Annotated in this window: 18 protein-coding genes and 1 other annotated feature (1 of these 19 cut by a window edge); of the genes, 17 read left to right on the top strand and 1 reads right to left on the bottom strand. The window is 37.3% G+C overall.

Annotated elements, in window-relative coordinates; all coding sequences use genetic code 11:
* Positions 1-157: 157 nt before the first annotated feature.
* Positions 158-625: a hypothetical protein gene (locus MKY08_RS15565; RefSeq protein ID WP_069508631.1), complete on the bottom strand. Its 468-nt coding sequence runs from the start codon at positions 623-625 to the stop codon at positions 158-160.
* A gap of 182 nt (positions 626-807) precedes the next feature.
* Between MKY08_RS15565 and MKY08_RS15560 the strand changes: the two genes are divergently transcribed.
* From MKY08_RS15560 to MKY08_RS15480, 17 genes are all read left to right on the top strand, one after another.
* Entirely contained in the window at positions 808-1797 is a 990-nt protein-coding gene (locus MKY08_RS15560; protein WP_069508628.1) for a DUF3196 family protein, read from the top strand.
* A gap of 275 nt (positions 1798-2072) precedes the next feature.
* Positions 2073-3362: a trigger factor gene (tig, locus tag MKY08_RS15555; protein ID WP_069508626.1), complete on the top strand. Its 1290-nt coding sequence runs from the start codon at positions 2073-2075 to the stop codon at positions 3360-3362.
* Positions 3363-3964: 602 nt separating this feature from the next.
* Positions 3965-5236, top strand: a complete 1272-nt coding sequence (clpX, locus tag MKY08_RS15550; protein WP_024363210.1) for an ATP-dependent protease ATP-binding subunit ClpX — start codon at positions 3965-3967, stop codon at positions 5234-5236.
* 233 nt (positions 5237-5469) lie between these two features.
* Complete coding sequence (gene lon / locus MKY08_RS15545; RefSeq protein WP_024363209.1) at positions 5470-7794, top strand: endopeptidase La; 2325 nt, start codon at positions 5470-5472, stop codon at positions 7792-7794.
* Positions 7795-7798: 4 nt separating this feature from the next.
* Positions 7799-8380, top strand: coding sequence for a ribosome biogenesis GTP-binding protein YihA/YsxC (yihA, locus tag MKY08_RS15540; protein WP_024363208.1), 582 nt, complete (start codon positions 7799-7801; stop codon positions 8378-8380).
* A 198-nt stretch (positions 8381-8578) separates the two neighbouring features.
* Entirely contained in the window at positions 8579-8752 is a 174-nt protein-coding gene (locus tag MKY08_RS15535; RefSeq protein WP_080653334.1) for a YjfB family protein, read from the top strand.
* A 165-nt stretch (positions 8753-8917) separates the two neighbouring features.
* Positions 8918-10570, top strand: coding sequence for a hypothetical protein (locus MKY08_RS15530; RefSeq protein ID WP_069508624.1), 1653 nt, complete (start codon positions 8918-8920; stop codon positions 10568-10570).
* Positions 10571-10647: 77 nt separating this feature from the next.
* Entirely contained in the window at positions 10648-12096 is a 1449-nt protein-coding gene (locus MKY08_RS15525) for an S-layer homology domain-containing protein (RefSeq protein WP_069508622.1), read from the top strand.
* A 17-nt stretch (positions 12097-12113) separates the two neighbouring features.
* Positions 12114-15044 (top strand): VWA domain-containing protein, encoded by a 2931-nt coding sequence (locus tag MKY08_RS15520; protein ID WP_069508620.1) that lies wholly within the window; start codon positions 12114-12116, stop codon positions 15042-15044.
* Between the two features lie 339 nt (positions 15045-15383).
* Positions 15384-16748, top strand: a complete 1365-nt coding sequence (hemA, locus tag MKY08_RS15515; RefSeq protein WP_069508618.1) for a glutamyl-tRNA reductase — start codon at positions 15384-15386, stop codon at positions 16746-16748.
* 222 nt (positions 16749-16970) lie between these two features.
* Complete coding sequence (gene ccsA, locus MKY08_RS15510; protein WP_024363203.1) at positions 16971-17798, top strand: cytochrome c biogenesis protein CcsA; 828 nt, start codon at positions 16971-16973, stop codon at positions 17796-17798.
* Between the two features lie 18 nt (positions 17799-17816).
* The gene (gene hemC / locus MKY08_RS15505) at positions 17817-18749 is read left to right on the top strand and encodes a hydroxymethylbilane synthase (protein WP_069508616.1); all 933 of its coding nucleotides are present in this window, start codon (positions 17817-17819) and stop codon (positions 18747-18749) included.
* Positions 18739-19500: a uroporphyrinogen-III synthase gene (locus MKY08_RS15500; protein ID WP_069508614.1), complete on the top strand. Its 762-nt coding sequence runs from the start codon at positions 18739-18741 to the stop codon at positions 19498-19500. The genes hemC and MKY08_RS15500 overlap by 11 nt, the downstream gene beginning before the upstream one ends.
* A complete protein-coding gene (gene hemB, locus MKY08_RS15495) occupies positions 19497-20477 on the top strand; it encodes a porphobilinogen synthase (protein ID WP_069508612.1) in 981 nt (326 codons plus the stop codon). Before MKY08_RS15500 ends, hemB begins: the two co-directional genes overlap by 4 nt.
* A complete protein-coding gene (hemL, locus tag MKY08_RS15490; protein WP_069508610.1) occupies positions 20477-21769 on the top strand; it encodes a glutamate-1-semialdehyde 2,1-aminomutase in 1293 nt (430 codons plus the stop codon). The genes hemB and hemL overlap by 1 nt, the downstream gene beginning before the upstream one ends.
* Positions 21770-21892: 123 nt before the next feature.
* Positions 21893-22339 (top strand): SRPBCC family protein, encoded by a 447-nt coding sequence (locus MKY08_RS15485; protein ID WP_069508608.1) that lies wholly within the window; start codon positions 21893-21895, stop codon positions 22337-22339.
* A 141-nt stretch (positions 22340-22480) separates the two neighbouring features.
* On the top strand, positions 22481-23164 hold the full coding sequence (locus tag MKY08_RS15480; protein WP_069508606.1) for a valyl-tRNA synthetase: 684 nt from the start codon (positions 22481-22483) through the stop codon (positions 23162-23164).
* Between the two features lie 282 nt (positions 23165-23446).
* Positions 23447-23500, top strand: a binding site (T-box leader); it runs 270 nt beyond the window's last position.

The following is a 23500-nucleotide window of genomic DNA, read 5'->3' as shown; positions in this document are numbered from 1 at the left end:
TTCACAATAGGAATACCGGAAACTATAGAAAGCTGATATGATAATAGCGCAAAGGCTGATCAATTCATAGCCTGATTCACGACAAAAAGACATACTTTTAGTATGTCCAAGGCTGCGGTTAAATGTAGTTTTACATAAACGTGTTTTATTTTGCTTCCTATAAAATAACGGCAGATTTGATGCCGAGTGGCCATTCAATCATTGTATTTTGATTTGTTTTTAATTCCATAAGGATACTAGCATTTTTGATGGCATCTAAAAGCCACTCACTATAATAGAGAGTGGGATGAGGATGCTGTAAAATACGTTTCATATCATTTATGTCAATTTGCAAAAGTTTATAGTTGCATTCAATATGAACGCTTTGGGGAATAATAAAAAGTGACGCTTGATGTTGATGGCCAATCGAGATGGAACCGGGAATATTGCCATGCATACTTGTAATATGTGTCGTTGCTTCTTTTGTAAACGTATTTAATTTTGTCTGTGTAAATAATTCAAAGTCAATTGAATAATCTTGTAGCGGACCGTGTGCTGTCGTAATCGATATAACTTTAATAGATAATTCCTCAAAAACGGGGGAGATGCGACTATCAAATTCCATGATTGTATCCATTAATGGCATGTATTACACTCCTTATGAACAACTTGTATTGGTCTTGCTGACAATGAATATAATGATGTCTGTTATGAAGGAAAAATAAAATGGGTATTATTAATTATAATTCAATTAATTACAAATTATGAATAGAAATTCAATAGTTTTTGTTAAAAATAAACAATTAGTAAATCTAAAGAGGTGAGAAAATGACAAAGCATAAGCGACATGTTATGAAACATGACAATATTGTTGTTTTTCCTGGTGCCATCCAAACATTAATTCGAGAGGGCCATATGTTGGCGGAAAAATACCAATATGAAGATGCAGTGGCATGCTTTGAAAAGGCGTTTTTATATGAAAGTGGTGATGAAAAAGCCTTATGCACCTATGCATATGCTTTATATGAGCTGAAGCGCTATGTGGAGGCAAAGGAAGTGTGTGAACAACTGCTAGCTCTGGGCACCTCAATGTATGTGGAAGTAATGGAACTATACATTACAATATGTATGCAGTTGAAGGAATACCATCAAGTGGAGTCGATAATAACTACTTTGATAGAAGAAAATGTACTTCCAGAAGCTCAACTAGAAAAATTCGAACGCTTAAAAAGTATAAATAGTGAAGTGGCTAAAAAGCTTCAACAAAGAGAAGCCGTACAAGAACTTATTGAAGAACAAGAATATGATTTGGAGAAGTTCATCGCTTTAACACCAAATGAGCAATCGTTGCGACTGCATCGTTTAATGGATACCAATGTTCGGCAATTAAAAAATGCATTAAAGGCTATTATCGAATGTGCTGATATCCACCCATTTGTGCAAAGTCTTGCATTAATTTTACTTGTTGAGCAAGAAGTTTCGATTGATATTATCGTTTCTAAATTTAAACAAACTAAAACGGTTAATCCAATACATCTGGCATTGCCGAATCAATTAAAACAATATAATGACATAAAAAAAATGATAGAATCTAAATTAGAGCAAGACCCATCAACGTTGGAAATGGTACAATATTTAATGGCTAAGCATGCTATTGTTACTTATCCATTTGAATGGTTTCCTTTTGAAGCCGATGATATTGCATATAGCTATATAGATTTTGTACAATCGATGCTTGGTAAGGTTCAGGAAATGGACTATGAAATCATTGACTTTTTACAAATGTTAGAAAAACTAACAGAACTCCATGAAGTATGAAATAAGTTGAAACTATACGCATCTATGATATACTAAAATGGTTGTCAAAATCGTAGTTACGAATAAATTGTCTAACATTAAAAATTGATCAACCAAATCCTTTACTTCACATTAAGTAGGCGGATTTAATGTCAATGGCTTTAACTTTCTAGTAGGGTATGAAAACTTGAGCTAAATGTTAAGTCGCTGGCATATGTTGCGGATTTTTTTAACAAATCCGGACGCAATTACGTCAAGCGTGATTGAAATTTAGATTATTTTGGAGGTATTTATACATGTCAGCAAAATGGGAAAAACAAGAAGGTAATATCGGTACTCTAACAATTGAAGTACCAGCTGCAGAAGTAGACGCAGCGATGGACCAAGCATTCAAAAAAGTTGTAAAACAAATTAACGTACCAGGTTTCCGTAAAGGTAAAATGCCTCGTAAAATGTTTGAACAACGTTTTGGTATTGAATCTTTATACCAAGATGCTTTAGAAATCATCGTTCCAGATTCTTATGCAAAAGCAATCGACGAAGCTGGTATTATGCCAGTTGATTACCCAGAAATTTCTGGTACAGAAAACTTCGTACATGGTCAAGATTTCTCATTCACTGCACAAGTAACAGTGAAACCAGAACCAAAACTTGGCGACTACAAAGGCTTAGAAGTTACGAAACTTCCAGTTGAAGTAACAGACGAAGAAGTTGAAGCTCAAATCCAAGAGCAATTAGCGCGTAAAGCAGAACTTGAGATCAAAGAAGATGAAGCAATCGTAGAAGGCGACACAGCGGTAATTGACTTTGAAGGCTTTGTAGGTGAAGAAGCATTCGAAGGCGGAAAAGGCGAAGATTACCCATTAGAAATCGGTTCAGGTTCATTTATTCCAGGATTTGAAGAGCAATTAGTAGGTGTAAAAGCTGGCGAAGCAAAAGACGTTGTTGTAACTTTCCCAGAAGAATACCACGCTGCTGAATTAGCTGGTAAAGAAGCTACTTTCAAAGTTACTGTAAAAGAAGTGAAAACAAAAGTACTTCCAGAGCTAAACGATGAGTTTGCAAAAGAATTAGATCCAGAAGTTGAAGGCGTAGAAGCATTACGTGCAAAAATTAAAGAACAAACAGCGACACAAAAACAAGCAGAATCAGATGCTACACTTCGTGATGAATTAGTAGAAAAAGCTGCTGACAATGCAGAGTTTGAAGTACCAGCTGGAATGGTTAACTCTGAAACAGATCGCATGTTACAAGAGTTCGGTCAACGTTTACAAATGCAAGGTATGAACCTAGAGCTTTACCACCAATTCTCTGGTCAATCAGAAGAAGATCTACGTGGTCAAATGAAAGAAGAAGCTGAAAGCCGTGTACGTGTTTCATTAACACTTGAAGCAATCGCTGACGCTGAAAAAATCGAAGCTACTGAAGCTGACATCGAAGCTGAATTAGAAAAAATGGCAGCTCAATTCAATATGACGAAAGAACAAATTACTGGTGCGTTAGGCGGTACTGCTGTTCTTGAAAATGATATCAAAATCCAAAAAACAGTTGAATTTTTAGTAGAAAACGCTAAAATTACTGAATAAGATTTTTTAACGTAACTAGATAGAAAAATTAAGAAAACAAGGTACGGCGCTAAACCGTGCCTTGTTTTATCACACATAGCTTTTTAGTTTAGACTAAAGGGGCCCCAACCTCTCAAGGTCGAGGAATGAAAAAATCCAATTTTTACTAACTGTTATGCTTTTGGAGGCAACTTTAGTTAATATCTTATACATAGTATTGTTGTTTAATTTTTCACACGATGCTAAACTTTAACTTCATTGTAGTAAAGCCGACAAGTAGCAGTAGTATAGTGTCTCCGTTAAAATGGAAGAAGAACGCACTTAGGTTTTACGACTGAGGGAGCTAAAACCTCAAAAATGAAGCTGAAAAATCAGACAGTGGTCATGGGTTCGTCTGAAAGCTCGCATCAACACGAATTATTTGCATAAAAGCAAGTAGACAGCCATTAATGTTTTTGCGCAAATGCTGCAATTACTTAGCTAACTGGTCGATCGTTTGAATAGACTTGAAAATAATTCAAAATTTAGATGCATTTGCGCCATGACGTAAATGTTGCAATCAATTTATTTGATAATGATTCAATAATCTTGTAAGATTGTAGCTTGAATAGGGGTGAAACATATTGTTCAAATTTAATGATGAAAAAGGCAATTTAAAATGCTCATTCTGTGGGAAGCCACAGGAACAAGTACGTAAATTAGTTGCAGGTCCTGGTGTTTATATTTGTGATGAATGTATCGAACTTTGTTCAGAAATCGTTGTAGAAGAACTAGGTGTTGAGGAAGAAATTGATTTCCAAGATATTCCGAAACCAAAAGAAATCTTATCGATTTTAAATGAGTATGTTATTGGACAAGAGCGTGCTAAAAAAGCCTTAGCGGTTGCGGTTTACAATCACTACAAACGCATCAATACAAACAGTAAAATTGATGATGTGGAATTAGCAAAATCGAACATTGTGTTAATCGGCCCAACTGGTAGCGGTAAAACATTATTAGCTCAAACATTAGCACGTATATTAAACGTTCCATTCGCAATTGCAGATGCTACTTCTTTGACAGAAGCTGGTTATGTAGGTGAAGACGTTGAAAATATCTTATTAAAATTAATCCAATCAGCAGATTATGATATCGAACGTGCAGAAAAAGGGATCATCTATATTGATGAAATCGATAAAGTTGCACGTAAATCAGAAAATCCATCGATTACACGTGATGTTTCTGGAGAAGGTGTCCAACAGGCATTGCTAAAAATTTTAGAAGGTACAGTTGCAAGTGTGCCTCCACAGGGCGGACGTAAGCATCCACACCAAGAGTTTTTACAAATTGATACAACAAATATTTTATTTATCGTAGGCGGAGCATTTGATGGTATTGAATCCATCATTAAACGTCGTCAAGGTGAAAAAGTGATTGGTTTCGGTTCAGATCCTAATAAAGTTGAAGTGGACGAAGGTTCATTAATGTCGAAATTAATTCCTGAAGATTTGTTGAAATTTGGTCTTATTCCAGAATTCATCGGTCGTTTGCCAGTACTTGCAAGCCTAGAACAATTGAATGAGGCTGCACTTGTACAAATTTTGACGGAACCAAAAAATGCGCTAGCGAAGCAATATCAAAAAATGCTTGAACTAGATGGTGTTGAGCTTGAGTTTGATGAAGGTGCCCTTTCTGAAATTGCAAAGGAAGCAATTGAGCGTAAAACAGGTGCACGTGGTCTTCGTTCAATTATTGAGTCAACAATGCTTGAAGTAATGTACGAATTACCTTCACGTGATGACGTGAAAAAATGTATCATTACGGCAAAAACAATTACGGATAAAGAGAAACCGAAATTGCTTCTTGAAGATGGCACTGAACTCGATGAAGGTAGCGACACAAAAACTTCAGCATAATAAACAGACAAAAGCTGTCTATTGTTATGAGAAAAAGAGTAACTTAGCTGACTTCGATTGTGCAATGTTCGCACATATCGAGAGTCAGCTTTTTATTCATACATAAAGCCGGCGACTGTAAATAAATGAAATTTTTGGCTCGTTTGAATAGATAGTGTGAATCGGTTTTTTAAACACATACTAGAAGCGCGGGATTGTGAACAAGAAAATTTTTGACGGAGGTGAATACCCGCATGGTAACAATTCAAAAAACAACAAATGTACCATTATTGCCTTTACGTGGACTTTTAGTATACCCGTCGATGGTGTTACATATTGATGTGGGTAGAAATCGTTCTGTAGCGGCGCTTGAACAAGCAATGTTAGAGGACCAATTGATTTTATTGGTGACACAAAAAGAAATGCACGATGAACAGCCAGAAGAACAGGATTTATATCAAGTCGGTACGATGGCGTATGTAAAGCAAATGCTTAAATTGCCAAACGGCACACTACGTATTTTAGTTGAAGGTGTTGCGCGTGCAACTTGGTCTAATTATCAAGCATTAGAGAAATTTACAGTTGTTGATATTGATGTAAAAGAGGATAAAGTTGAGAAAGATGTAGAAACGCAGGCCTTAATGCGTACATTGCTAACGTATTTTGAAAGATACGCTAAATCCTCCAACAAAATCACGACAGAAACGATTAATACAGTGGCTGATATTGAAGAACCAAGCCGCCTTGCTGATATTATAGCCTCGCATTTACCAATCAAAATTGCGGATAAACAAGAAGTTTTAGAAATGTTAAATGTTAAAAAACGTTTAGATCATTTAATTATTCGCTTGCATGATGAACAAGAGGTGCTGGACCTTGAAAAGAAAATTAATACAAAAGTAAAGCAATCAATGGAGCGTACACAAAAAGAATATTACTTACGCGAACAAATGAAAGCTATTCAAACAGAGCTAGGGGATCGAGAAGGAAAAACTGGTGAAGTTGCGGAATTGCGTAAACAAATCGATGAAACGGGCATGCCTGACTCGACAAAAGAAGCGGCACTAAAAGAGCTTGATCGATATGAAAAATTACCGAGTGCTAGCGCGGAAAGTGGCGTTATTCGCAATTACATTGACTGGTTAGTCTCCTTACCTTGGACAAAGGCAACCGAGGATCGAATGAATATTACGCATGCTGAGGAAATTTTAAACCGCGATCATGATGGGTTAGATAAAGTAAAGGAACGTGTGCTAGAATATTTAGCTGTGCGTCAGTTGAAAAATTCATTACGTGGTCCAATTCTTTGTTTAGCTGGCCCTCCAGGTGTGGGTAAAACCTCATTAGCACGTTCAATTGCGGAAAGTTTAGATCGCAAATTTATTCGAATTTCTTTAGGTGGCGTGCGCGATGAATCTGAAATTCGAGGCCATCGTCGTACGTATGTTGGTGCAATGCCAGGTCGTATTATTCAAGGGATGAAAAAAGCTGGTACGATTAATCCGGTATTTTTACTTGATGAAATTGATAAAATGTCTAATGATTTCCGAGGAGATCCTGCAGCAGCAATGCTAGAAGTGTTGGACCCTGCGCAAAACAACACATTTAGTGATCATTACATTGAAGAACCATATGATTTATCTAACGTTTTATTTATTGCAACAGCCAATGATTTAAGTACAATTCCTGGCCCTTTATTGGACCGTATGGAAGTCATCTCGATTGCAGGCTATACAGAAATTGAAAAAGCGCAAATAACAAAAAATCATTTAATACCAAAGCAATTAAAAGAACATGGCTTGAAGAAAACACAAGTTGTTATTAAAGACGAAGCGGTGCTGGATATCATACGCTATTATACGCGTGAGGCAGGTGTCCGTGGTTTAGAGCGCCAAATTGCAACGCTGTGCCGTAAAATCGCTAAAGTTATTGTGTCTGGCGAAAAGAAACGTGTTACAGTAAGTTCCAAATCGGTTATCGAATACCTTGGAAAACACCGTTTCCGCTATGGACAAGCGGAAGAGGAAAATCAGATTGGTGTCGCAACTGGGCTAGCGTATACAACCGTTGGCGGTGACACGTTGCAAATTGAGGTTTCTTTAACTCCTGGTAAAGGAAAAATACAGTTAACGGGGAAACTCGGAGATGTTATGAAGGAATCGGCACAAACGGCATTGTCCTATGTGCGTACAAAAATAGAAGAACTTCATGTGGATTCGGAATATTTCGAGACGCATGATATCCACATCCATGTACCAGAAGGCGCAGTACCAAAGGATGGCCCTTCAGCAGGTATTACGATGGCAACAGCAATTGTTTCTGCGATTTTACATCGCCCGATTCGTCGTGAAGTAGGCATGACAGGTGAAATTACATTACGTGGTCGCGTTCTACCGATTGGCGGTTTGAAAGAAAAAACATTAAGTGCACACAGAGCAGGTTTAACAACGATCATTTGCCCAAAAGATAATGAACGTGATATTGAAGATATTCCTGAAAGTGTACGCGAAAATTTAACATTTAAACTAGTGTCATCTGCTGATGAAGTATTAGCAATTGCACTAGACGGAGGTTTTTAAGGAAATGAAAGTCCATAATGTCGAAATGGTCATAAGTGCAGTAAGACCGGACCAATACCCAGAAGATGGACTGCCAGAATTTGCATTAGCAGGTCGCTCAAATGTTGGGAAATCATCTTTTATTAACAGAATGATTGGACGTAAAGCGTTAGCGCGTATTTCTTCTAAACCTGGGAAGACCCAAACGCTAAATTTTTACAAAATCGAAGAACAACTGTTTTTCGTCGATGTTCCGGGATATGGTTATGCCAAAGTCTCAAAAACAGAGCGTGAAGCTTGGGGGAAAATGATTGAACGTTACATTACGGGCCGTGAAGAATTAAAAGCGGTCGTTCAAATTGTAGACTTACGTCATCCTCCAACTGCTGATGATCGTATGATGTATGATTTTTTAAAACATTACAGTATCCCTTGTATCGTAATTGCAACGAAGGCAGATAAAATTCCAAAAGGTAAGTGGGATAAGCACAAAAAAGTTGTCAAGGAAACATTAGATATGGATAAAAATGATCCGCTCATTGTGTTCTCTTCTGAAAAAGGCATCGGTTTTGAAGAAGCTTGGCGTACAATTGAAAATAAAATGTAAACTAAAAACATCTATTGCATCTTATGTAGCACAGTAGATGTTTTTTTGCATTTTGAAGAAGCATATCGTAGCAATTATTTTTCATGAAAAGCGCTTTGAAACTTTTTTATTACTAGCATGAAAGTTATGGACAAATATAAGAAAATTGCTTGATGAACGCTAAAATTAGCCGATAAATGAAATAGGAGGTGGACTAGAATGGATATTGCAGCTTTATCAATCGCAATGAATCAATCAAATCTTATGCAAAATGTCTCTTTAGCTGTTACAAAGCAAGCGATGGAGATGCAACAGCAAAATACTGAACAGTTAGTTGAAATGTTAGATGCTCCACATCCAACAGCCGGACATACAATTGATATCCAAGTATGATGTTTACAGGGTAGCTTGAAATTGGAAGCTACCTCTACCTTTTTGTCTATGGTAGATTCGAAAAAATAGAAAAACATGTGAAAATGTAACTTTTTGAATAAGAAAAACTACCAATAATACGATATACTATTTATAAATAACAATTTTATAAGGAGGCGGGAATTGTTGAAGAAGATTCCATACATATTGATTGTTCTATGTTTAATGGTATTTAGTTTACCATCAATACCAACTGTTCAGGCCGCACAGTTAGTAACAGGAACCTTCGTAGATGTAACGTATTCAGAATATACGAATGCAAGCGGGCAAGTAGAAAAACAGCTAAGTAAAATCACTTTAGAAAATGCGAGTGGTCGCCAAGTAACGTACAATATTAGCAATAGTGCCCGCCTGTACATTAATAATACGGAAACAACGATTGAAGGTTTTAAACTGGGTATGAAAGTAGAAGCTGAAATCTCCCTGCGTAGTGTAGTGGAGCTTCGTGGTACTTCCAACACTACTGAGGAAACGACAACAGTCGCACAAAATCCTAAAACGATAGCCGGCGTAATCACAAGCATTGATCCAAATGGTATGTTCATTATGGTAAAGCCAGATGTCGGTAAAGAAACTACATATTATTTGAATAAGGACACAGCGTTTCAAAAAGCTTCCTCATCAGTTGATATTAGTGGGCTGTATGTAGGAGATCGTGTAAAGCTTCATCTGAAAAATACTAGTACTTCGATTGTGACAAAAGTAGATATTAGTGAGACGGGAACATTAGTTGAAAACCTGTACAAAGGTGAAATACAATCGGTTAATATCAATGCAAACAAATTAACGCTTAAAAATCAAAATGCCTTTGTGAACTGGCAATTTGGTACAGCGTCAACAACTGCACTATCTACAATGAGTTTTTCTACAAAGGTGCCTATTTACGTTGGAAATACGAAAATAGAAAAGGGCCAGTTGAAAAATTATATTGGTAGCGAAGCATATTACGCGACAGTGAAGCAATTTGGTAAAGAGGTTATTGAGAAGATTGTTGTATTGAAAAATAATGAACGTACGTACTATGAGCCAATGATTGCAGTCGATACAGATTACCAATTATTAAAGCTGAAAAATGCGGGTACGCTGTACTTCCACGATGGATCGATTTTAATTCGGAATGGCCGTTTTGTTCAACCAACTGGATTATTAGCATATGGTACTGCCTTTGTTATTACTGACGGTACTGCTCGTGATCATTATGCACAAGTGGTGGATGTAACAAGCGATAGCTTTATGTCACCAAACTTAGCATCACATGAATTGTATTATGGTCGTTTAATTCAAGCAGATGGCTATTTAATTGAAATTGATGATGCAATGAAAATCGAATCAAATGTTTTCAAGAAAACAGATAAGACTGTACTATCTGTGAGTAATACGACAAAGGCAATGGTTGATGATGGCAATAAAACATACAGTGTCATGCCAGATATTGAACTGTATTTATCAGAAGGGGATTATGGTTACTTCTATGTGAACAATGGGCATGTACAAGCTCTTCACATGTTAGATAATGCAAAACCAGTTGCTCCATTAATGCTAGTAGGTAAACTTCAGTCAGTAAAATCGACATATCCAGCTACTATTAATGTGAAAAGTGTGAGTCAATGGCAAAATGGTCGTTGGTATGAGGCGGGCCAAATGGTTGATATGAATATTGATCAAGCGACGCTCATTAAAGCAGGGAAAGTTATTCAACCATCTGATTTGAAACCTTCCGATCGTTTAGTCGTGCTATCTGACCGTTTTGTAAAGGCACATTTTATTCTAGTAGATTAATAAGATAGAAGCTATCTCTCTATGTAGGGATAGCTTCATCTGTGCATATGCATGGGAAGAAAGAGAGGGAAAAACAGATGCGAAAACATGTATTGAAAGTGCTGTTAGCCTTTATGATGGTGTTCGTTATGGGGACTAGTATACTAGCAGATGCTTCTGCCACATCGGTGGAAACGACTGGTGCCGTGAAAAATGAATATACATATGAAGAAGCCGTGTTCATTACTGGAACACCAATTATTTTTAAAGGTACGAGTAAAGATATTAAAATTACTCAAAAAGAATCAAAAGGGAAATTAACAGAAACGTATAATTTAAAATTAAAAGCAAGTAATGGCGCGACATTAACAAGAAATATTGCATATGAATCAGATGTTGTTAACTATGCTACGATTGGGCAAAAGACATCGAATGGAGTTGTGAAAAAGTACGCTGAGAAAATTGTCGTCGGCAGAATAACGTATACATTAGCAGACTACCAGTTTTCACAAGGAACTGTAACAGATAACCGCGCAGCATCTGATTACTACTCAGGAAATGTTATTTCAAGAAAAACATATACCTATCAGACAGGCTCAGGCAACAACGCAAAAACAAATACTGTAACAATAGAAACAGATAGTCGTCATGCAGGGTACGAAAATTTCTGGGGAGCTACAGAAACTCAAATTACAGAATCTGTTTATTCGTACAGTGATGGTACAACAAGCCATGTGAAAAATCGCCTATCAACAAGCAAATCACGTGTGCTCAATTATGAGGAAAATCCAGGCAGTTTAGCTAGCTTTGATGGAGGCTATGCGGTCGTTAGCGAAAAGGACGTAATTTCAGAATATACGTATGATTTAGCTTCTGGACAAAAAGGTAAAGTGGATTTAAATACAGAATTTACGCCGACTATCGAACGTCTGATCATTCCGAAATTCCGTGATTTATCGAATCATTATGCAAAAGCTGCTATTGAAAAACTATACTCATTAGGTATCTATTCCGATACAAGTAATTTCTTTTCACCAAATACGCCGATGAAACGAATTGACTTTACTATCGCAATTGGTAAAGCAGTCGATCTTCGTGTTATGGAAGAAAAGAATACGAAAAAAACATCTACAAGTGTCTTTAAAGATGTTAAACGTACGATTAAAGATTACGCCTATATTGAATCGGCAGTCAATAAAGGCATTATTAATGGTGTGACACCAGATTATTTCAAACCAGATAATCCAATTACACGTGCGCAAGCTGCGGCAATATTTGTCCGTGCATTAGGGCTTGAAAACAAAGCGCCAGATCCTGGTTATGTTACAAAATTTAAAGACGATGCACAAATTCCTAACTATTCAAGAGATGGTATTTATATCGTCAATGAGCTTGGTCTTATGACAGGCGACCCTGTAACAGGTCGATTTAATCCAAACCAACCATTAACTCGTGCCCAAGCATCGGCTGTGCTTGAGCGTTTCTTAAACTATTTAGAGAATGATTTAAAACAAAACTACCGAGACGATATATTATTCTTTAACTAATGAAAGGACTGAAATGAATGCAATATGCGAAAAAGGCATTGCTATTATTGGCCTGCTTTGTACTAGCCTTTATGACTGTAACACCAATGGTCTCACTAGCTGCTACTACAATCCAAGATGTGCCAACAACGGATAGTAAATACAAAGCTATTTCTTGGGCAGTCGATAATGATTTACTAGCATTAAATAGTGCGAATAACTTTTTGCCAAACGAACAAGTAACAGAGCGAGAGCTTGTCACAATGTTTGCAAAGCTTGATAAAAACTATGCGTTATCCTATAACGAAAGTGTTGCCTATAATTTTTATAGTGATTTATATTTGCCATTCGAGGGAACACATGTAATGGCAAATCGTTCAAAAGCCATTACACGCGGTCACTTTGCACGTATATATGCTGCATTTAAAGGATTAGATTTAGATGAACCGCAGGCAGTCCAATATTTATATACAAATGATATTTCAACTGGCAGTACAGGCAAAAAAACATTTGCTGATTTTAATCCCTCTACGAAACTATCTCGTGGTGATGCAGCCGAGTTTTTATATCGTAGTGTACAAAATGGTTCCTTTGCTGTCCTAGGTTTAAAAAAATCTGCGGCAGGTCGTGATAATGATAAAATAACGTTACCAGCAGGCTTTATGGGTTCAAATAGCGGAGAGTTTGAAGAACCCAAGGATAATGATAGTGATTTTACAGGTCCTGACTACGTTAATAATGCCCTGCAAAGTATTGAAGTTGAAAAACCAGATTTAATTGCAAACGGTGAGGATATGACGCCGATTACAGTATCTTTAAAGGCATGTAACGGTGACCCAATTGCTGATGATAAGTCCTATACGTTCCGAGTGACGTCTTCAGAGGGAGCAGATATTGTCAATTCAGCTGGAGAAGCTGTTCGCAACGTTCAATCGGACGGTTCAACTGTAACAGCATTTGTGAAAGCGAAAAAGCTAACAAAATCAGTACGTGATACGATAAGTTTTGAACTTATTAACAACACAGACCCTAGCATGAAGTGTCTTGTTGGAGAAAAATTAAATGCACACGTGCGTTACGCGCCGCAGCCAGAATTGCGCATTGATTTTAAAGTATATGACCCAACGAATACAGATGACAACGGTACTGTAACACCACCTTATGTACAATACGAAAAGCCACCTGAGTTTTTCACTGAAAATGTCATTGATGTTTATGGTCCCGTGCCATTAAATCCTGATGCAGATGAAAAACGTTTTAGTATCGGACAACAAACGAATGTTACCAATTCTCTAGGCGTTGTACAAAATATGTATTTACAATATGGTGGCGCGGATCCGAAGTATCCCGCTCTCGGTTATGAGAATGCGATTTTACAATTCGAAAACTATAATATCTCTGTATATTTATTTGAAAAAATATTGAACGATCGTCTAAAAGATTCTGTGACAACACCAGCGAAGACTGAGATTATGTATATGATTTCAGAGGATGGTCGCCCGATTTATCGCATCCAAGGAATTGATGATAATATTGCTTCACAAGTGGAAAATATTAATCCAGTCGGTACGATTATTCAGTTAATGAGTCCGAAATATATGCCGGAAGAAAAGAATTTAACATTAGAGCATTATGATAGTGTGATGAAAATTTATGCTATATTAACGGGCTTAAGTAACTATGAACGTACAGTATTATTAAAATACCAAGGCGGTAAATTGCTAGGACAAGTAGAAGCTTATAAAAAACGTGTTGAGGCGTTAAAAGAAAGTGCAGATGCTGCGGCAAGACCATCTGGTAAGGACCGATATACACAAGTTATGGTAACGTTAGTGCGTCCAGGTGGGGAACCAATTACGGACTATCAAGGAACTGTAAAAATCAAATTTGATGGTGTAGAAAAAACGGCATCCTTTGTCACAAATACTTCGGATTATTTGAATAATACAGGTGGTCCAGGGACTGCGGTAGCTTACTTTGACTCGATCATTTATGGGAAATCTAAAATAGAAGCTACACTTGTCAATAAAGTTGACCCTCGTTATGCAACAATATTGAAGTCTATTACGGATAAAACGATTACGAAAGAAATCTTTACAAATCCTTACTTTAGTAAAAATGCTTGTAGTTTAGCAACTGAAGTCGCATATGTAGTGGATTATTCTTCTTCTATGAAACGTATCGACCAAACGAATTATCGCGGCACAAAAATGATGGAATTAATCAATCAAATTCAGGCAAAAAATAATATTGTCATTGAAACGAATACAAGCGCAACAGTATTAGGTGAAGGCAGTACAGAAAATGTCCTAAAGAAAGACCTGTATCGTACATCGACGGATAAGGGAGCTACAGATATCTTTACGGGTATAGAATTGGCTCTTACTAAGTTCTCGAATGATACTAAAACTTCGAAATCCATTATTGTTGTATCTGATGGAAAAACTAGTAAATCGAAGATGACGAAAGTTATTAACGATGCGAAAAAGAAAGGCATTAAAATTTACACTGTAAGTATGGGTAAGAAAAACCAAATTAATGAGGCAATACTTACACAAATGGCTACAGAAACAGGTGGCACTTACTATCATGCAATTGATAATTACCAGTTCCATCAGGTCGCTCAAAAAATAATTGATGCGATTCTATGTAAAACTGCGCCATCGAGCTGTATCAACCCTGATGATTTATTTGAGGAAGCAGCAGTATCCATACGAAAAGGCTATATTACAATGAATGCAAGAATTGATAGTAATTGTTCAAATGTTGCAAATGTCGTTGTTCGTTATTCCTCTGTCAGCGGTGATGTTCAATTTGATCTTAAAAAGCGAAGCGATAGTGTGTTTATGTTGACAAAAAATGTCCAAACTATGGTTGATTTTAAAGTCAATGGCGACATCGAGTTTTTAGCTTATGATAAAGACGGAAAAATAATTTCGCAGAAAACCGTTAAAATTACAAATTCATAAAAGCTCTCAATGTAGAGCTATTCGACTGTAGACGACAATATGCTTAGTTTGTCTACAGTCTTTTTCTATTATGTAAAAGAGGTAAGTGCCATTTTTAGAGAAAGCTATCTAGCAGAACATTCTATTTTTGAAATTTCCTTGACATAGTGGAACGGCATTAGCTAGTGTGCAGTTTTTAAATTTGATACAATACGTATAATTTGTTAAACTTAGTTTATAATAATTCTAAAGTAGAAAATGAATTATAGTTCTTCATGACATGTTCACAAATAATAGATGAACTATTGTCGAACTGTGCTATAATGAGATTTGTGAATTAGAACGTGTGAGGTGTTATTCATGCATACCATCGTAGTAGGCTTGAATTATAAATCAGCGCCAGTTGAAATTAGGGAAAAGCTATCTTTCGTAGAAAGCGAGTTACCGCAAGCAATGGAAGCGCTGCAAAAACAAAAAAGCATATTGGAAAATGTTATCGTTTCAACTTGTAATCGAACAGAAATATATGCAGTCGTCGATCAATTGCATACTGGACGTCACTTTGTGAAGCAATTTTTAGCAAATTGGTTCAACTTGCCTGTGGAGACTTTTTCTTCTTACTTAACAATTCGAGAAGAAGATGAGGCATTAGAACATTTATTTAAAGTAACAGCTGGAATTGATTCAATGGTGCTTGGTGAAACACAAATTTTAGGACAAGTGAAAAAAAGCTTCTTAAATGGACAAGAGATTGGGACGACAGGTACGGTCTACAATCAGTTATTTAAACAAGCAGTTACATTTGCGAAGCGAGCACATAGTGAAACAGCTATTGGGGAGAATGCGGTATCTGTTTCTTATGCAGCAGTAGAATTAGCAAAGAAAATTTTTGGATCTTTACAACGCAAGCACGTCGCTATTTTAGGGGCAGGTAAAATGGGTGAACTTGCTATCGAGAACTTGTATGGTAACGGCGTAGGAAAAGTGACGGTTATTAATCGTACTTTTGAAAAAGCTGAAAGTTTAGCAGCCAAGTTCCAAGGTGAAGCGAAGTCAATGAGGGAATTACAATGCTCACTACTTGAAGCGGATATTTTAATTACGTCCACAGGTGCTACAGATTTTGTCATTGATTATGAGCTAATGCAACTTGTTGAACGTCTGCGTAAAGGTAAACCACTGTTTATGGTCGACATTGCGGTACCCCGTGATATTGATCCACGTGTTGGTGATCTGCCAAACGTATTCTTATATGATATCGATGATTTACAAGGTATTGTTGAAGCTAACTTGGCAGAGCGCGAACGTGCGGCAGCGGAAATTACACAAATGATTGATAAAGAGGTTGTTCAATTTAAAGATTGGTTTGCAACGCTTGGTGTCGTGCCAGTCATTTCAGCTTTACGTAAAAAAGCAAACCAAATTCAACAAGAAACAATGGTCAGTATTGAAAATAAAATGCCAGAGTTAACGGATCGAGAACGTAAGATTTTAAGTAAGCATACAAAATCAATCATAAATCAATTGTTAAAAGAGCCAATTTTACAAGCTAAGGAAATGGCAAATTCACCAAAAGCAAATGAACAGTTACGTTTATTCCAACAAATTTTTGGCATAGAGGATGCTGTGGAAGATGAAGTGGATATGATGAGCAAGCAAGAGCTTGAGCGTAAAGAACGTTTACGATCATCGCAAACACCTACTGAACCAAAGTACTCTTTCTAAGATGTCTAGACATTCGAGCTCCACAATCGCTTGAGGCTCACGATTTGAGTCATGTAGCAATTTTTTGCTTATTGCATGGTTTTGCTGACGTGTGCGAACTTGAAATTACATGAGGCGTTTTCGTATCTGTATGGTAAACTAAAGATACGAAAACGTCTTTTTTAGGCTGGGATACTGTTTATAGTAGCTTTAGCACTTTTTGAAATAAAGAAGGGATGTCCATTGGCTGATTTGACAATGACAAGGCTCTATGAAGTGATGATCGTCTTGTATGCGATCAGTCTAGTGTTTTACTTTACTGATTACTTTTATAAACAAGTACGTGCAAGGCGTATTGCTTTTTGGCTTGTTTCATTTGTATGGGTAATTCAAAGTGCCATTATTATACTAACTTTTATCGAAACAAAGCGTTTCCCGATATTATCCTTATATGAAGGAATTCTGTTCTATTCTTGGTTGCTAGTAACATTATCGATTATTCTCCATTGTATAGCGAGAGTCGATTTACCAGTATTTATTATCAATATACTAGGATTTTTATTTGCTAGTATTTTTACATTTATGCCGAAAAGGCCAACGGGAGCAGTAGGCGATACATTAATTTCGGAAATGCTCTTTATTCATATTTCATTTGCGATATTATCGTATGCTGCTTTCACGTTAACTTTTGTGTTTGCGATATTATATTTAGTTTTATATCGCTTATTAAAAAAGAAAAAATGGTCACAATTATGGACACGTTTGCCATCATTACAGCAAACGAGCAATTGGATGAACGTATCATTTTTTATAGGGATTCCAATGTTATTCATAAGTTTAATATTAGGCTTTGAATGGGCATTATTAAGACTAGAGAGTTTATCTATCTTTGATGCGAAGATAATAGGGTCCTTTATTATTTTAGTATTATATTGCTGTATTTTATATGTGAATCGCAAAAGTAAGCTGACGGGTACTAATTATGCATGGGTTCATATTTATGCTTACTTATTAGTTGTCGTAAATTTCTTTTTAGGAAGTAGCTTATCTCGATTCCATTTATGGTATTAGAAGAAAGGTTGGAGACTGTTGAGAAAAATTATTGTAGGTTCTAGGAGAAGTAAATTAGCATTAACGCAAACAAATTGGTTCATCAATGAGCTAAAGGCAGCAGGTGCGCCGTTTGAATTTGAAGTAAAAGAAATTGTAACTAAAGGCGATCAAATTTTAGATGTTCAACTTTCTAAAGTTGGTGGTAAAGGGCTTTTTGTAAAAGAAATTGAACAGGCGCTTTTTGACAAGGAAATTGATTTTGCTGTTCATTCGATGAAGGACATGCCTGCCATACTACCAGAAGGTTTAGTTATTGGTTGTATTCCACCTCGTGAGGATGCGCGCGATGCATTTATTTCTAAAGGTCATGTGAAATTTGCAGATCTTCCTGCAGGAGCAGTAGTGGGGACAAGCTCTCTACGACGAAGCGCTCAACTCTTAACATTGCGTCCTGATATTGAAATAAAATGGATTCGCGGAAATGTCGATACACGTTTAGCAAAACTTGAAACAGATGAATATGATGCCATTATTTTAGCTGCGGCAGGTTTAAAGAGACTGGGCTGGAGCGATGATGTCGTAACAGAGTTTTTATCAGTGGAGGACTGTCTTCCAGCTGTAGCACAAGGGTCTTTAGGGATTGAATGTCGACAAGACGATGCGGAATTATTAGCTGAACTAGCAAAATTAACTGACAGTGCTACATGGAAAGAAGCACATGCAGAACGTGCTTTCTTAGCTGCTATGGACGGTGGTTGTCAAGTGCCTATCGCAGGTTATGCCAAGTATAATGGGGAAGAGATTACACTAACAGGGCTAGTTGCCGCACCAGATGCAGCAGTTATTTATAAAGAGACTGTAGTAGGTACTGATGCCGAAGCAATTGGTCATGAACTAGCTGACATGTTAACGAAACAAGGTGCCTATGATTTAATTCAACGTGTTAAGGCAGAGCAAGATGCTAAATAATTTACCTTTGCAGGGTAAAACAATTATTTTAACTGGAACGTCTAAAACAGCAACAGTTGGAGACGATATTTCCGCTTTAGGTGGTCAGGCAGTTTTTGCCCCATTAATAGAAACTTGCGAAATAATTGATCGAAATGATGATGTGCAATTAGAATTTGCACGTCAATTTAACTGGTTAATCTTTACGAGTCAAAATGCGGTAGATGCTTTTGCTAGTAAGATGAATCGTTGTCATTTAAGTGCAAGCCATTTTCAAGGGAACATTGCATCGATTGGAACGAAAACGACTGCGGCATTAGAAAAGTTAGGCTTTCAAGTTAGCTTTATGCCTTCTATATTTAGTGCCGATGTATTTGTTAAAGAGTTTCCTATTGTTGCAGGGCACAATCCAACATGTTTATTTATTCGTGGGGAAAAAGCGAAAAAGACATTAAAGGAAGGGTTGCCCTTCAAATTAAATGAATGGACGGTTTATGAAACGATTGAGCGCCACGACCAAAAACAAGTAATTATCGACTGTATCCAGCAACATTCAGATGTTACCGTCATTTTTGCAAGTCCTTCGGCTGTAGATGTCTATGCAATGGATGTAGCGTCAGTCGTTGGATGGAAAGCGGTACGTGTGGCGGCAATCGGACACATTACAGAAGCAGCTATTGTAAACCACGGTGCAACTGTAGACATTATGCCGAGTATTTATACAATGCAAGCAGTCATCGAGGAATTAACGAAAGTAGAGGAAAGAACATGACAAATTTACAATTTCAAAGACATCGTCGTTTACGCGCAAATGCAATGATACGATCTATGGTAAAAGAAACTTACTTACACAAAGAGGACTTAATTTATCCTATTTTCGTGATGGAAGGCGAAGATATTAAGAATGAAGTTCAGTCAATGCCAGGTGTTTTTCAATTCTCATTAGATAATCTTGGTGCTGAAGTGGATGAAGTGGTTGCTTTAGGTATTCCAGCAGTTATTTTATTTGGTTTACCAGCTGAAAAAGATGAAGTGGGGACAGGTGCTTTCCACGATCATGGAATTGTTCAAGAAGCGACACGCCTTATTAAAGAGCGTCATCCAGAGCTGTTAGTGATTGCTGATACATGTCTGTGTGAGTTTACAGACCATGGTCATTGCGGCTTGATTGAGGGCGATCAAATTTTAAATGACGCTTCTTTAGATGTTTTAGCACGTACTGCCGTATCACAAGCAAAAGCTGGTGCAGATATTATTGCACCGTCAAATATGATGGATGGCTTTGTTACTGCCATACGTACTGGTCTTGACGCAGCGGGCTTTGAAAATGTACCAATTATGTCCTATGCCGTAAAATATGCATCGAGCTATTACGGCCCTTTCCGTGATGCGGCTGATGGAGCACCACAATTTGGTGATCGTAAATCATACCAAATGGACCCATCAAATCGCATGGAAGCTTTCCGTGAAGCAGAATCTGATATTGAAGAAGGTGCGGATTTCTTAATCGTGAAACCTGCCCTAAGCTATTTAGATATTATTCGAGATATGAAAAATAACTACACATTACCGATTGTTGCTTATAACGTTTCTGGTGAATATGCAATGATTAAAGCTGCAGCTATCAATGGTTGGATTGAAGAGAAAAAAGTAGTGCTTGAAACATTGCTAGGTATGAAACGAGCAGGCTCGGATTTAATTATCACTTATCATGCTAAAGATGTAGCACGTTGGTTGGAGGAGAAATAATGGCGCGTTCTTACGAAAAATCAAAACAAGCATATGCAGAAGCTATCAACTTAATGCCAGGTGGGGTTAGTAGTCCCGTACGTGCATTTAAATCAGTAAATATGGATCCAATATTTATGGAATCTGGTCATGGTGCAATAATTACAGACATTGATGGCAATGAATATATTGACTATGTGCTATCATGGGGCCCTTTAATTTTAGGGCATACTCATCCGGAAGTTGTAAAAGCCATTGCAGAAACTGCAGCGAAAGGTTCTTCTTTTGGAGCTCCTAGCTATACAGAAAATCGTTTAGCTAAGCTAGTATTAGAACGTTTACCTGGCATGGAGATGATTCGCTTTGTATCGTCAGGGACAGAGGCAACAATGTCTGCATTACGTGTAGCACGTGGTGTAACTGGTCGCGACAAAATTTTAAAATTTGAAGGCTCTTATCATGGTCATGGCGATTCATTATTGATAAAAGCTGGTTCAGGTGTGGCGACATTAGGCCTACCTGATAGCCCTGGTGTACCTGCAGATATTGCACGTAATACATTAACGGTAGCTTACAATGATTTAGAAGGTGCTAAACAAGTATTTGAAAAATTTGGTGCAGAGCTTGCGGCAGTGATTGTTGAGCCAGTGGCAGGGAATATGGGCGTTGTCCCACCACAGCCAGGTTTCCTAGAAGGCTTACGTGAATTAACAACAGAGCATGGTGCGCTGCTAATCTTTGATGAGGTTATGACAGGCTTCCGTGTTGACTATGGCTGTGCGCAAGGTTACTTTGCTGTAACACCAGATATGACAACGCTAGGGAAAGTAATTGGCGGCGGTCTACCTGTAGGTGCTTTCGCGGGTAAGAAGGAAGTGATGGAGCAAGTAGCACCAGCAGGTCCAATTTATCAAGCTGGTACATTATCAGGTAATCCATTAGCAATGACAGCAGGCTATGAAACGTTATCCCGACTTGATGAAAACGCCTATGAGTATTTCAAAAAGTTAGGAGACCAACTAGAAGCAGGATTTAGAGCTGCAGCTACAAAGTATAATATTCCACATACGGTGAATCGCGCTGGCTCCATGATTGGTTTCTTCTTTACAAACGAAGATGTAATCGATTTTGCTTCAGCGAAAACGTCTGATTTACAATTATTTGCGGAATACTTCCGTTTAATGGCAGAAGAAGGTATTTTCTTACCGCCTTCACAATTTGAAGGATTATTTATTTCTACTGCACATACAGAGGAACATATCGCGAAAACGGTCGATGCTTTCCATAAAGTGTTTGCCCAATTAGCAAAATAAGTGATCTAAAGCCATCCATTGGGGTGGCTTTTTTTTGTCAAAATTAAAACTTTCAGCATAGCCAAATAGTGGGCGTTTTAGTTTATAATAGAGCTATTCAGAAAAGAAAGTAGTGGTTTTGAAATGGCAACAGGCACACATACAGTAGAAGTACCCGTAGCAATTGAACATGTTTGGGAATTCGTGAGTGACATGGAAAAATGGGCAAAGCTTGTCCCAGGTTATAATGCACATACGATGATAGATGATAAACACTCTACGTGGACATTTAAAGGTAATGTTGGTGTACTGAAAAAAACGGTAGAAGTAGAGATTACAATTTTAGAGTGGACAGCACCTTCAAAAGTAACTTTTGAATTAAAAGGTCTATCAGATAATTTCACAGGAAATGGCTATTTCTTAGCGGAAAGCATTGATGCAAACAATACAAAAATGACAGGCTTTTTAGAAGTTACAGCAGGAGGCTTAGCTGGTCCTGTATTAAATCCAATCTTCAAGCCAATCGTTCCAAAAGCTACCCAAATGTTGACAGATCGCGTAGCAAATAAAATTAAAATGGTAAACGTATAAGCGTAAAGGCATGCCTGAATTAAAATCAGGCATGCTTTTTTATTGGTAAAAATCTTGTAACAAACGTTGGCTAGCATACATTCTGATTGCAATTCATATGATGCTAAGGGAGGGATTATTATCGAACAGAAAACTTGGAGTATGCGTGAAACATTTTGTTTTCCGGGATATGGTTGCCCAACAGAAATTGCGGCTGTGCAAATAAAGCCGCAATGGCAATCGATGCAATTAGAAGACTCGTTAAGATTAAATGGGATTTATCATATCACAGCGCATGTACGCTTCGATTTTCAAGACATGCAAACGTTCATGGATGCCGAAGATTTAATCAGTATTGATGCACTCGATATTCAAGGAGATACTGGCTATTTTGAATATGCAGTCCCATTAAATGTTGATTTACCAAAAGAGGCAGCGATTGAAGATTTAATGGTGAAAGACATTCGTCCAATACTGTCCAATCAAATGTGTCAGCTTGAATGGACAGTGACGAGTACATTTCGAAGTGACGCAATACCAATGCCAGTAGTAGAAAAAGTCGATGTTGTCGAGGAACAGGTTGTTGTAGCCAAGACGCAACTTCCTATAGAGGAGTCTACGTTTATTGAGCAAACTGTCCAAGTAATGAAAACGACACCTGTAGAAGCATCCGCAAAAGCTAAACAATCGGTACCAGCCGAACAACAAAGAATTGTCCTTAGAGAATCTTCCAGTCACTCTGCTGTGCGTGAATCAAGTTCCTGGAATGAAGTAGAAACAATGATTTGGGATTTAACAGAAGACTATACTCCGCTCAAAGTTCGTGTATCAAATGATATCTTTTAAAAGTAAATAGCATAGAAGTAGTAAAAGTAATAAGATGATAAGATCGCCAGAAGTTGGGATGATGATAACACGGATAAACTGAAAACCACAAATCGGTACAATAATTGTTCTACAATAAAATCGGAATTGTCGTAGCCAAGGTGGTAAAAGCCAAGGGTTATACTTACGTCGTCGCATATGAATAGTCACTTCCTTTTCTATTTACTTTTTTAAGACTAGCTGAAATTAACTAAATCACTTGAAAAAATAGATGAATTTGCGGTACAATGTGGAAAGCTGAATATGGATGCTATGACAGGGAAGAGTAAATTATTTGTGCATTTATAGAGAGGAAAC

Source organism: Lysinibacillus sp. FSL M8-0337 (assembly GCF_038593855.1).
Taxonomy (GTDB): Bacteria; Bacillota; Bacilli; order Bacillales_A; family Planococcaceae; genus Lysinibacillus; species Lysinibacillus sphaericus_D.
The sequence above is the reverse complement of the archived record's forward strand: the minus strand, read 5'-3'. Positions and strand labels throughout refer to the sequence as shown.

Coding starts and splice junctions, on each gene's coding strand:
- MKY08_RS15565 (WP_069508631.1), bottom strand. CDS start 625: ATGCCATTAATGGATACAATCATGGAATTTGATAGTCGCATCTCCCCC.
- hemA (WP_069508618.1), top strand. CDS start 15,384: ATGCATACCATCGTAGTAGGCTTGAATTATAAATCAGCGCCAGTTGAA.
- MKY08_RS15560 (WP_069508628.1), top strand. CDS start 808: ATGACAAAGCATAAGCGACATGTTATGAAACATGACAATATTGTTGTT.
- MKY08_RS15485 (WP_069508608.1), top strand. CDS start 21,893: ATGGCAACAGGCACACATACAGTAGAAGTACCCGTAGCAATTGAACAT.
- tig (WP_069508626.1), top strand. CDS start 2,073: ATGTCAGCAAAATGGGAAAAACAAGAAGGTAATATCGGTACTCTAACA.
- lon (WP_024363209.1), top strand. CDS start 5,470: ATGGTAACAATTCAAAAAACAACAAATGTACCATTATTGCCTTTACGT.
- hemL (WP_069508610.1), top strand. CDS start 20,477: ATGGCGCGTTCTTACGAAAAATCAAAACAAGCATATGCAGAAGCTATC.
- MKY08_RS15500 (WP_069508614.1), top strand. CDS start 18,739: ATGCTAAATAATTTACCTTTGCAGGGTAAAACAATTATTTTAACTGGA.
- MKY08_RS15525 (WP_069508622.1), top strand. CDS start 10,648: ATGCGAAAACATGTATTGAAAGTGCTGTTAGCCTTTATGATGGTGTTC.
- MKY08_RS15520 (WP_069508620.1), top strand. CDS start 12,114: ATGCAATATGCGAAAAAGGCATTGCTATTATTGGCCTGCTTTGTACTA.
- hemB (WP_069508612.1), top strand. CDS start 19,497: ATGACAAATTTACAATTTCAAAGACATCGTCGTTTACGCGCAAATGCA.
- MKY08_RS15480 (WP_069508606.1), top strand. CDS start 22,481: ATGCGTGAAACATTTTGTTTTCCGGGATATGGTTGCCCAACAGAAATT.
- MKY08_RS15535 (WP_080653334.1), top strand. CDS start 8,579: ATGGATATTGCAGCTTTATCAATCGCAATGAATCAATCAAATCTTATG.
- yihA (WP_024363208.1), top strand. CDS start 7,799: ATGAAAGTCCATAATGTCGAAATGGTCATAAGTGCAGTAAGACCGGAC.